Source organism: Seonamhaeicola maritimus, from assembly GCF_008056315.1.
GTDB lineage: Bacteria > Bacteroidota > Bacteroidia > Flavobacteriales > Flavobacteriaceae > Seonamhaeicola > Seonamhaeicola maritimus.
Genome location: NZ_VRKQ01000008.1, coordinates 70,907 through 83,910 on the forward strand (window position 1 = coordinate 70,907; position 13,004 = coordinate 83,910).

A 13,004-nucleotide genomic window follows, 5' to 3' on the forward strand; every position below is an offset into this window, starting at 1 on the left:
GATGAAACAATTAACAACTTACCTTTTATTGTTCTGTATAGCTTTTGCTTTTGCACAAAAACCCAAAGTTTGGCTAATAAGCGATGGTGGTGATAAAATTAATGACCCTGACGATATTTCGGCTTTAGCTAGTTATATTCTGATGTCCAATCATTTTGATACAAGAGCCATCGTAATGGCAAGCACGGTTCATCCATGGAATAAGGATACCGCAGACCAAGGTAAATGGGCCACGGATACCTATGGAATAGCTTACGCGAAAGACCTGCCTAACCTCAACAAATACATTGGTGGCTTCCAAAAGAGTTTTCGGTTTATAGAATCTTCGGTTAAGGGAATGGGTGAAAATTTCCAATGGAAAAAGCCATATAATTTAAAAGATTTTCCTAGTGTTTTAGCATTGTATAAAGAGTTGGAAAAAACTAAAGGGAAGTTGAACATTCTATGTTATGGACCACTCACAGAGCAAGCTATTTTAGTGAGCTATTGTAAACGATTAGGAAGAATCGATTTATTAAATAAAATTAGATTTATTAGTCACTGGACAAGTTCAAACTTTCATGTAGGAACACTTAAAAACCCAGAACATGTTCATAATTGTTTTGGAGACCCTATTGCTTGTGATTACATTAAAAAAATGGCTCTTAATGGTGATTTTGAATTTTATGAAGCTGGAGGTATTGGGCAATATGGTATTGTTGAAGGCGGTCAAAAAGGGAAACCATATTTTGATCAGTTTTTAGAAAGTAATCTGGGAACCATTTTCAGAAAGGGTAAATTCCATAAAAACCGTGTAGATGATTCAGATTCTGCCACGTATTGGGCGTTACTAGGAAACCATGGTGTATCTTTAAGTGATATGGCCAATAACGGATTGAATTATCCCGAAGCTGAAAAACGCAACGAAATGGCTTTTGCATTACATGCCAATGATATGCGGAATGAACTGTTAAGACGCTCTAATGCTGCCGCTGGTTTTGACCCAAATGCCATTAAAATTGACATTATGGTGCCTGAACATGGTATGGCTGACCCTCACGCCTGGGTGGAAAACGATACGCTTTGGTTTATCTGCGGTCATGATAAAAGCTGGGAACCCGAGGGCTCCTTCCCTATGGATAGATGGGAAATCTGGTCAAGCACAGATTTACGCACTTTTAAATACCACAATAGCATAGAGCCTAAAGATTTATACATTGGTGACAAACCAAACTGTTGGGCAGGAGATATTACAAAACGTAACGAAAAATATTATTGGTTCTTTTCCAATAGAAATATAGATACCGGAGTAGCCGTTGCAGATAAAATTGATGGTGATTACAAAGACCTTCTGGGAAAACCATTATTACCAAAAGATATAGTTCCAGAGCATCCTTATGACCCAGAGATTTTTGAAGCAGAAGATGGGCAATACCATATCATTTTTGGAGTTGGGAAATATTATATGACCACTCTATCAGAAGACATGAAAAGCCTAGAATCAGCACCTAAACATGTTCCAATAAAATATAAGGATGGCCGTGAATTTAATTCTGAAGACAAACCCACACTTTTTAAAAGAGATAATAAATACTATTTAGTTTTTGGTTCCCGCTACGCCATGTCTGATAACCTATACGGCCCATACACTTTTGAAGGTGCCTTTTTAGATGGTGGGCACACCAGTTTTTTTGATTGGCATGGTCAAAAATACGTCCTCCAAGAAAACCATGATATTTGTGCCTTTTATCGTGGTGCAAGTTTAAAACCAGTCTTTTTTAATGAAGATGGTACGGTTAGAATTCCAAAAAGCGATAGATGGTATCCTGGTCCTGGTCGTCCGTTTAAATTTAAAAACTCAACTATGGGATGGAAAGCTCTAAGAGGTTCAAACATTTATTTGAACGATGGCATTTTATCTGGTAAAATTTCAGAACCCAAGGCATTAATTCAAAGTGCCCCTTGGCTTTTCACTAAATCTGAAGGTTTATCAAAAATCACTATCAAAATTAAAAATAGCTCTTACGCAAATCATTTAAAATTGTCGGTTTATTCCAGAAACATGGACCAAAACTTCTGGCAGAATGCCACGGAACCTGTAGATTGGAGTGCCCAGCAATGGGTAAGTATTCCAATTTCTTCAAATGATACCGAATATAAAACATACACAATCCCAATTTCAAAATTCAAAAAAATAAATAAAAAGTTGATGCAAATAGCCATCCAGCCTGCGGTGAATACCTATAACGGAACTTGGGAAATAGATGAAATAATTATTGAATAATTAAAATTTAAAATATGAAACTTAAACTTTTAACTATAATTGGTGCTTTAATGCTCGTGGCATGTCAACAAAACAAAAAAGAGACTGAAGTAAAACCAGAAAACCAAGGTGGCTTTCCGTTTGTTCTTCCAGAAGAAAAACCGAACAGACAAATGAGTGCTGCCATGGAGCGAATTTATACCGATTATGCAGCGCCTCAACCACAGAATAATGAACTTTTTTCTCAGTTTAAATATACTGAAATGAAGGGGTTTGATTATAACAATTATGATGGAACCATCACACGTCGTGACCCTTCAAAAGTATTGCTTCATAACGGGAAATATTATATCTGGTACACCTATAGAAATACACCTACACCACCCATGGGAGCTGCAAAAAGTAATGATACTATCCCATCTTCTGATTGGGATTTAGCAGATATTTGGTATGCTACTTCAACCGATGGATTTAATTGGGAAGAACAAGGTGTAGCTATCAAACGTCCTGAAAAACCAACGGTTGGTTGGCGTTCTGTTACAACAACTGATATTTTAGAATGGGCAGGTAAATTCTATTTGTATTACCAAGGTTTTATGGAAGCCAGTGGCAAACGTGGTGATGATTGTCCGGTAGCAGTCTCTTATGCCGATTTCCCAGAAGGGCCATGGACACCATATAACAAAATTGTAATTCCTAACGGAGCGGAAGGCGAATGGGACCAGTATTCCATTCATGACCCTTACCCCCTTGTTCATGATGGCAAAGTTTATATTTATTATAAATCGGACTTTGGAGAAAGACCAGATTTGGTTAGAATGCAAGGATTAGCAATTGCAGATAATCCTCTAGGTCCTTTTGAAAAGCATCCTTTAAATCCATTAATTACTTCTGGTCATGAAACGTCTTTATTTCCTTTTAAAGAAGGTGTAGCGGCATTGGTTTATAAAGATGGTCCAGAGCACAATACCATTCAATATGCTAAAGATTGGGTGAATTTTGAAATAGCTTCTATTACAGAATTGATGCCTTATGCGGCAGCGCCTTACGTGCCAGACGCTTTTACAAATACTACCGATGGACGGGGTATTACTTGGGGAACGGCTCATTTTATTAATGCCACAGGAAACTGGGGCAAATTCTGTTCTAAACTAGTTCGTTTTGATTGTGATTTAAGTAGAGATGTCCACGACCCTGAAATGAAAGAACATAGAGTTAAACATAAACCTGATGTTTATTTCAGACAAGGGTTGAGTAAAGAACAAAAGGAACGTATTCAAAAAGAAAATGAAAGTTTAACCGGTATAGAATAATTTACTGATAGATACTCAAAATATATTCATAGGAACTTTAGCCTACTATTTTTAAGCTAATTTGCTGTTGTTAAAAAAGAACTTATGAATAATAGACGCGATTTCATTAAAAAAGCTGGTATGGGCATAGCGGCAGCCAGAGTGGTGGGTTGTACCAATTCTCAATCTCAAAACGTTTCCAAAATTGAATCATCAGAAGATGGGTATTCAACTGCGGGAACCATAAAGGCACACCGAAAAATGGAAAAGGTTCAACTTAAGGTCAAAGCACCTTTACATGTGCCTTATAACAGTCAAAATACACCCGAGGAAAAAGGCTCTGGTCATAACTTCTTTAGAAGCGAAGCCTTTACGCATAATCCCTTTACCATCAACTGCGGGGGTATTTCCGGATCGCCTATTATTATGGATACCAATGGTAAGTTTGTTGGTTTTATGAACTCCTACGGATTTGAAAATTCAGTGTTTAGTTTTGATGGTAAGGAAACGCTCACGGTTCAAGTTCCTGAAGGGCAGGAACTGTTTATTGATGAAAGCGGTAAGGGTGATGAGGCTTGGAAAGCCTATAACACGGTAATGATGCGCCGCTTAAGGTTTGAACCGTTTAAAGAGGTGCCAAAATTCTGGACTGATGTAGAGTATTGCACCTGGGTGGAGCAAAAGATGCTTTCTAAAGTCAGAAAGGGGCATTTTAAACTACTATCACATGACTTTATAAAGACATACATTGAAAAAATAAATGAATTCGGCTACCCAAAAGGGAAATTGACTTTAGACCATGGTTGGGGTATCTTTCCAGATGGTAGTATTGAATCTGGTTTTGGGTCTTGGCATGCAGATCCTAAAACATTTCCAGATTTCAGAAAAACCATGGGTTTGATAACCGATAACGGATTTACACCTGGACTTTGGATTGCTTTTCCCAAAGTGCATCACAACAGTGCTATTGCTAAAAAATATCCCGACATGTTGGGTGATTGGCGATCAACCGCCGCAACAAAACCCAATGCTGAACGTTGGCTAAACCCAAGAGCTGATATCTATGAATATGCTTCTGAAGTCATTCATCGGTTCTATAAGATGGGTGTCATGAAATTCAAAATAGATATGTCTTATAATACCAAATCTGATATGATATTTATCCATAAGGAATTGTATAGGGCTGCGAAAGACATTGATAAAACCATTGAAATGGAATTCCATGTCCCAGATATATTCTTTGCTAAACATGCAGATGTCATTAGAACAAATGATATTTGGATCAACGATGATTACGATTGGAAATCGCGTGTAAAAATGCATTACGAAGTTACCCGAAAATCATGCCCCGGCAGAGGTATTAACCTGGACCATATTGGAGGTAATAACACCCCCGGCATTAATGAAGCCACCTGGCTAGAACATATGGATTTGTACCACGGAAAAACGGGTTATCCCTTAGTTTCGGTATTGCCTCATTATTTTGGGAAAACGTGCATTGAAAAAACAGGTGATTTTTTGTGGAATTACGATAAAGGCACTAAAAATATTATATCCGATTTTTATTTGTAATTGTTTATGTTTAGTTGATAATTCTATTTAATTTAAAACCATTTCACTATAAATCAAAATCATTTGTAAACAAGGCAGAAAAGTTTATCCTTTAGATTTGTGTCATATAATTTTATATGATGAAAAAAAGGATTCTTGGTTTAGGTTTTATAATTACATTATTGTTTAGCTTTGCAAATTTATTTGCTCAAAGTAAGCCCAATATTCTTTGGATAATTACTGATGACCAAAGAGCCGATGCTATTGAATGTTATAACAAAGCAGTTACTGGTAATAATCAAAGTCCTTTAGGCTATGTAGAATCACCAAATATCGATGCACTTGCTAAAGAAGGTGTTTTATTTACTAACGCTTATTGTAATTCACCGGGTTGTGCACCTTCCAGAGGTTCTATGCATACAGGTATGTATCCCTGGCATTCTGGTATTTATGGTTTTGAAAAGAGTCATAGAAGTGCTTCACATTACAAGGGTTCTATTCCCGAAGTAATGAAGGGAAATGGATATAAGACTACCAACTTCGGGAAATCAGGATTGTATATTTTTGAATGGATTGGAAAGCCATCATATACAAGAACCGATGTGTACGATTTGTCTATAACAGATAATACCATTAGAAAAACAGGGCTTTCAGATTGGACCAGTGAAAAAGTGAGAAATAATGGCGCTATTGGAGCTAGTAAGGAGGTTTGGACACACCCCGATGGAACCAAGACTGAATTCATTACGTCTTTAGCAAACGGAGAAATACCTAAAGAAGATCAAGCAAAACAAGCTGCTTTCGATAAGAAATATGACATTCTAAGGTGTTATACCAAATTAAATGGGAAAACCAGTATCATTGGTGGCGAAAGCTCGCAGCCAGGGCCTTTAACACAAGATGGGAGAATTCACGAAGTATTTGAAAGGTACTTGTCTCATGCGAACCAAACTTATACTACCATTGAAGGTAAAAAAGTAGCTGGTCCAGATACCAATCAACCTCAATTCATCAATTTAGGATATCACTTTCCACACACGCCAGTAACACCGCCTAAAGCGTTCAGGGATAAGTTTAAAGATATTGTGTACAGGATCCCTGAATTTTCAAGTAAAGAATTGGATAAGTTGCCCAATAACCTGAAACTTTGGTATAAAAAAGCAGCAGTAGATAAAATGACATATGAAGAAAAGCAACAATTTATAAGAGATTATTATGCTTTCTGCGCCTTTGGAGATTACATGATTGGTAAATCTATAAAAGCTTTCAAAAAGTACTGTGAAGACAATAATCAAGACTATTTGATATTACTGGCGGCTGGAGATCATGGCTGGCATTTAGGAGAGCAAGGTGGTGCCAACAAATTCGGACCATATAAAGCCTCAAATAGTACGGCGGTAGTTGTGGTGTCTTCAGATAAGAAAAAGTTTCCTGAAGGAAGGGTTGTTAAGGATTTTATTGAGTATGTTGATTTTGCTCCTACATTTTATAAAGCCATTGGGGTTGATGTAAAAAAGGAAGCTTTTAATCATTTAGATGGCTACGATTTAGGAGATGTTTTAAAAGGAAAATCCATTAATAGAGAATACGCTATTGGAGCTATTAATCATGGCGTTGGTGAGATTAGTTTTATGAGGAGTAAAGACTTTTCATTTTCAATGCGAAGTAAAAAAGACAACACCAAACCTAAAAAAGGCAAATTATTGAAAGACATTAAATGGCCATTAACTACCGAAAGGGAAAATGCTGAAATGGCTTTGTTCGACTTGCGTGTAGATCCGAATGAGCAAAACAATATTGCCAATGATCCTAAATATATAAAACTGGCAGATTGGTTTAGAAACAAATTAGGTAACATTGTTTTAGGCGATCGCCGTATTAATTGTGATTGGAATTACAAAAACGAATGGGCTATTAGTAATTTCTCCGAAGGATCTGATGATAAGAAATTACAGATTCCGTCCAAATTTATTCCAAAGCTATAATCCTGAATTACTATTTATTGTATAATAATTGTGTAATGAATTTGTAAGTTAATGTATTCAATATGAGTTGAGTTAAACCATTTCTGCGTTAATCAAAATCATTTGTAGCTAAAGAACGCTTGTTATTGAAGTAGATTTGTTATCACCTATTATAAAATAGTTTTAATAAATGACGTCAATTAAACACATCGGTTTTCTTTTAATAATAATGCTTATAAGTGTTAATCTAAATGCACAGGAAAAGAGCTCCACATTTTTTAAAAAAATTAAAACGCAAAGGGTTGAAAGTGATTCTACTATAGAATGGAAAAACTTCGGACCAGGAATGTCTGGTTATAATGAGGAGTTTTGGTGTCACCCAACAGATACTAATGTGATGTTTATGGGGCCCGATATGCATGTGTCTTATGGTACATGGAACAACGGAAAATCTTGGCACTCCCTTAAGGATTATGATGGTGATGGAAAATGTATGGAGCGTGTACTGGATGTAGTTTTTTCAAATCAAAATCCTGATTTTGGACTAGCTTTAGAACGTAGAGGTAAAATATTTGAAACATATGATAGAGGAAGATCCTGGAGTTTAGTTTATACCATCCCAGGTGCAACTAAATATGGAACAAATGTTCACACTCAAATAGCAATTCATCCTACAAATGATGACATGTGGTTTGTAGGAGCTGGTGATTTTTGGAATGTGAAAGCTAACCACAGGTCAAAAGAAAATATTCATGGTAAGAAACATCCTAGAGCAAAATACGGCTATGTTTTAAAAACCACCAACCACGGAAAATCTTGGAAAAAAGTAGCTACTAATATTTCTGAAAATTTAGATGTTGCTAGGATTATTTTCAATCCAAATAACCCAAAACAACTGTTTATTGCAACAAATTATGGTGTTTATGTTAGCGATAATGAAGGTGAAGATTGGAAGTCTAGTGGCAAAGGTTTGCCAAATAATTTGCCACGAGATTTCACTTCTTATTACAATCCAATAACAAAAGAGTTTGTCTTATTTTTAGTGGAACAAACAATTTACGAACCTAAAGGTAAAAGTATTTCAACTAAAGGAGGGGTTTATAAAAGTACTAACAACGGCGAAACTTGGGAGAATATTACTGGAAATTTAGGCGTAAACTTTAATAAAATTAAAGATGCTTCTCATAGAAGTAATTATCACAAAGCACTGAGTTATTTTCTAGGTGAAAACTCAAAAAAACAATATCCTCAATTTCCTGAAAATACATATTCAGGGTTCAATAGAATAGTGGTGAACCCAATAAATAAGGATGAAATTTATTTAGTAGTAAATCAACGTCACGATAAAAGTTTTGGACCCGGTGATGCTTGGAAAACGGAAGATGGTGGAATAACGTGGGTGATTATTGCGCGTGCTGGTGAATATTGGTTAAATAAAAAAGATAAAGCCTATTGGGAAAGTAAAGGAAATCCTATTGATGCAAATGTAGAATTTTCTCATGTAGCTCGATCTTATGAAGAATTAAACGAAATAAGATTTGGAAATAGAATGTTAGCAATTAATTCAATTGGCGAAGTGTTTATTGGTGTTGGTCAACAGACACAACGTTCTGTTGATGGAGGTGTTTCTTGGCAACAAATTGATGATATTGAAACTGCACCTGATAGTAATGCTTGGATTGGTCGTGGAGGTAGTGATTTACCAGGGCGCTTTATGTTGCTTGAAACAGGAATAAAGAAGAGATATTTATTTTGTAGTGGTGAGCACGGGTTATGGCAATCGGCAGATTTAGGTAATTACCCTGATAAAGATGCTGTAGCAGTAAAACAAATTGAAGGTCAAGTACATGATCATAGTGGAAATCATGGAGCACATTCCATATCAACAGTTGCTGTGCATCCAAAAGATCCCAATACAATTTATATTTTAATGTGGCGTCAAGAACACCGTGGTAAGTTTAGAAGAAGTACAGACGGAGGTAAAACTTGGGAAAATATTGCCACAATTTTTGAAGCTAGTAATGGGTCTTGGGAAGATTTAGGATATCAATACTCTTTAACCATTGATCCTATAAATCCTGAAAATATTTATTTCTGTGCTATTAGACGCCCAATTCAAGAAGTAGGGGGCGGGAGTAAAGGTAAATTGACTAAAGGTGATTATGGCGTGTATCATTCGCCAGATGGGGGTTACACTTGGAATTTGAAAAATAACGGGTTACCAGATAATTCAAGTGTTCGAAGAATTGTAATGCACCCTGATAATCCAGAAACCTTGTATGCTTGTATTAATAAAAAAGGAACTAAAGATCCTTCAGGTTTGTTTATTTCAACTAATAAAGCAAAGAGTTGGAAAAAAGTCAAAATACCTTCAGAAATTGAAGGTGTAAACAATTTTTTTATTGATAGAAATACTAAAGACATGTATTTGTCTGCCGGATATAGAGTTGGTTCGCTTGAAACAGGAGGTGTTTGGAAAAGTACAAACAATGGTAACACCTGGAAAAAATTCTTTAAAGCACCATATGTTTGGCAAACAGAGGTTTCTTCAATAAACCCAAAAATGATTATGGTAAATGTACCGGCTCAAGTGTCATCAAAATTCGGACAATTTAAAAATCCTGGGATTTATTTAACTAAAGACGGAGGAGAAAGTTGGTCCAAAATCAATAAAGGAATTGGTCAGCCTGATAAAATGGTTGATATAAAATTTGACCCGTATAATGAAAATATCATTTGGTGCGCTGGATGGGGTAGCGGATGGTTTAAAGCGGTTTGTGAATAAATAGTAGAGATATAAAAAAATAAAATAATGAATAATAAAAATATATTATTAGTCTTACTGGTAGTAGTGTTTAACTCAATAATGTCTGGACAGGAAAAACCTAATTTCATAGTTATTGTTGCTGATGATTTAGGATACAATGATGTTGGTTTTACGGGTTCAAAAGAAATAGAAACTCCAGCATTAGATAAATTGGCTAAAGGAGGTGTGATTTTTACAAATGGTTATGTTACACATCCTTATTGTGGTCCTTCAAGAGCGGGATTGATTACAGGGCGCTACCAAGCAAGATTTGGATTAGAAATTAATTTAACCAATTCCTATTATGATGCTTATAATGGTTTACCAACAACCGAGACCACTTTCGCAAAGCGATTAAAAGCATCAGGCTATCGCACAGGAATGATTGGAAAGTGGCATTTAGGAGCCTCGTATTTATTTCACCCAAATAATAGAGGGTTCGACTATTTCTACGGATTCTTATCAGGAGGACATACCTATTGGCCAAAGAATGTAACAACCACGCATCCGTTGTATTTAGAAAATGGGACACCTCATTATTCAGCAAACGAAGGCGGTTATTGGCCTTTATTACGTAACAATAATGCTGCAGAATTTGATGAGTATTTAACTACCGCTTTAAGTAGGGATGCGGCAAAATTTGTTAAAGAAAGTGATGACCCATTCTGTTTGTATTTGGCATATAATGCACCGCATGCTCCATTAGAAGCTCCCAAGGAATTAATCGATAAATATGCGCACATAAAGAATAAGCAACGAAGAGTTTATGCGGCCATGGTAGATGCCATGGATCAAGGTATTGGTATGGTGGTTAAAGCCTTAGAAGAATCAGGGAAATTAGATAACACCTTAATTTTCTTTATTTCTGACAACGGAGGTATAGTAGACAAAACAAGAAAAGAATCTGAGCCTAGAAGAAAGACTAAAGATTGGGGAGATAATACGCCATATAGAGGTGGTAAAGGTAGCATGTTTGAAGGGGGGCACAACGTACCATTTATTGCCCATTGGCCCAAAGGCATTACAAGTGGGCAGACCTATGAGTTGCCAATTTCGGCATTAGATATCGCTGCAACTTTAGTCGATTTAGGAAAAGGTGATACCTCAGGGAAACCTTTGGAAGGTGTAAACTTAGTCCCTTATGTGGAGGGTAAAAATAAAGGCGTCCCACATGAAGCCTTGTTTTGGCGTATGGATAGCGGTAAAAAATGGGCAGTAAGAACTCCAGAAGCTAAGTATTTCCTGCCACGTGACGAAACGGGATTAAATGGAGGCTTTCTGGTAGATATGATTAATGATCCCTATGAGAGTACTAATATTATTGATAAGAACCCGAAGCTCAGAAAAAAACTAGCCAAACTCTGGAATGAGTGGAATGCGCAAAATGAACCAAATAAGTATTTACAAGCAGGAAACTATCAGAAGGCGAGGTTAAAATTCTATAAAGAATTAAGAGAAAAGCTTGATAAGGAAGCCAAAAAAGAAAAACCATTAGTTATTGAATAACACTTTAATTAAACAAATGAAGACAATTAAAATATATTATATCGCATTAGTTTTAGCAGTATCTACAGTGTTTGGGTTTGCCCAAAAACAACCGAATATCGTATTGCTTTTTGCAGATGATATTAGTGCCAGAGAATTACCTGTTTATGGGTCTACTGTTTGGAGTTTGCCAAAAGGAGGCGAATTAAAAGGAGGTAATACTTCAGATACGCAATATAAAGCCCAAACTCCGGTATTAGATAAATTAGCTAATGAAGGCTGTTATATAAAAACGGCTTGGGCAGCAACAGTTTGCGGACCCAGTAGAGCTATGATGATGACTGGGCGTTATGCGCATTTGCATAAATGGTGGCACAATAAAGACAAAGGAAAGGCGCCTAATGGTAAAGGTCATTGGGATTTGTATGACAGCTCACCGCACTCAATTGCTCATGTGGCTAAAGCAGGAGGTTATGCAACGTTTTGGGCAGGAAAAACCCAAATGAATATTGAAGGATTTGATTTTGACGAAGGTTGTTTTACTCCTGGTGAGGGCTCATATAATAAAGCCATTCATACTACTGATTTCAGATTAGAAACTAGAAAGGAGACCGGTAAAAAGAAAATATTCAATGCCGATACGGGTAAGGCTTTGACCCAAAAAAGTTATGTGCAATCGGGCTGGTATTGGAAGCCTCATGTGCAGTTAATGAATCACCCAGATACTTCAGAAAGATTGGTTTGGTGGCCAAATACAAAAGCTTCCAAAAAGAAATTTGGATTGAACACCTTTGGGCCAGATGTAGAATTGGAATACATATTTGAGTTCATGGAACGGAAACAAAAAGAAAACCAACCATTCTTTGTGTATCATACCAGTCATTTGGGGCATGATGCTTTTGATTTTTTACATCCGGAATCTGGAAACAAATGGCCCGGGACACCAAAAATTAATTGGGACGGGAAAAAGTATACCCGCACAAACCCGAAGGTTACAGGTGATAATGGGGTTTACAATACCTATGGAACGATTACTGAAGATGGAATTCATACGCATGTAAATTACTTGGATTACCAAATCTGGCAGTATATGAACAAGTTTAAAGAATTGGGCATTGAAAACAACTCTATCTTCATTTTTTGTGCCGATAATGGTACTAGCGGTTATGGTAAGTCAAGTCCTATTTCTCAAACAGGCACGCACGTACCACTTATAATTTATGCTCCTGGAATGAATCTGACAAAAAAAGGAGCACAGAACGTGTTGGCTAATATATCAGATTTAGTGCCCACCATTGCCGATTTGGGCGGTGTTACCATTCCAGAATCTTATGAGGTTAATGGTGAAAGTTTAGTACCTTTCTTAACAACCGATAAACCGAAACACCGTGAATGGATATACGGCTATCATAAAGAAACAACATTAATTAGAGGTGATTTAGTAATGAAAGACGGGAATAATGTTTGGTATGATGTTAGTAAAGAACCAGCAGACTTAATCAGTTTTCCAAAAATCAAAGATTGGACTAAGGTGTCAGAAGCACATAGAAAAGAGCGCGATGAATTGCAAGATATTGTCCCTAGATTTGATTATCACGCAACGGCCCATGATGCTCCAATAGACGGTTATGGTAAAGTGATGCCTTTGGTTAGAAATAATTAAT

At 36.5% G+C, this 13,004-nt stretch carries 7 protein-coding genes; all 7 read left to right on the forward strand.

Going from position 1 to position 13,004, the window contains the following annotated elements:
• Position 1 precedes the first annotated feature (1 nt).
• The 7 genes from FUA22_RS00405 (at position 2) to FUA22_RS00435 (ending at position 13,003) form a co-directional block, all read left to right on the forward strand.
• Positions 2-2,263: a family 43 glycosylhydrolase gene (locus FUA22_RS00405; RefSeq protein ID WP_147765522.1), complete on the forward strand. Its 2,262-nt coding sequence runs from the start codon at positions 2-4 to the stop codon at positions 2,261-2,263.
• 14 nt (positions 2,264-2,277) lie between these two features.
• Positions 2,278-3,555, forward strand: a complete 1,278-nt coding sequence (locus FUA22_RS00410) for a glycoside hydrolase family 117 protein (protein WP_147765523.1) — start codon at positions 2,278-2,280, stop codon at positions 3,553-3,555.
• A gap of 84 nt (positions 3,556-3,639) precedes the next feature.
• A complete protein-coding gene (locus FUA22_RS00415; protein ID WP_147765524.1) occupies positions 3,640-5,106 on the forward strand; it encodes an alpha-galactosidase in 1,467 nt (488 codons plus the stop codon).
• A gap of 116 nt (positions 5,107-5,222) precedes the next feature.
• On the forward strand, positions 5,223-7,070 hold the full coding sequence (locus tag FUA22_RS00420) for a sulfatase-like hydrolase/transferase (RefSeq protein WP_241664723.1): 1,848 nt from the start codon (positions 5,223-5,225) through the stop codon (positions 7,068-7,070).
• A 169-nt stretch (positions 7,071-7,239) separates the two neighbouring features.
• Positions 7,240-9,834: a VPS10 domain-containing protein gene (locus FUA22_RS00425; protein ID WP_170309808.1), complete on the forward strand. Its 2,595-nt coding sequence runs from the start codon at positions 7,240-7,242 to the stop codon at positions 9,832-9,834.
• 27 nt (positions 9,835-9,861) lie between these two features.
• On the forward strand, positions 9,862-11,361 hold the full coding sequence (locus FUA22_RS00430; RefSeq protein WP_147765525.1) for a sulfatase family protein: 1,500 nt from the start codon (positions 9,862-9,864) through the stop codon (positions 11,359-11,361).
• Between the two features lie 16 nt (positions 11,362-11,377).
• Positions 11,378-13,003 (forward strand): sulfatase-like hydrolase/transferase, encoded by a 1,626-nt coding sequence (locus FUA22_RS00435; protein WP_147765526.1) that lies wholly within the window; start codon positions 11,378-11,380, stop codon positions 13,001-13,003.
• Position 13,004: the final 1 nt, after the last annotated feature.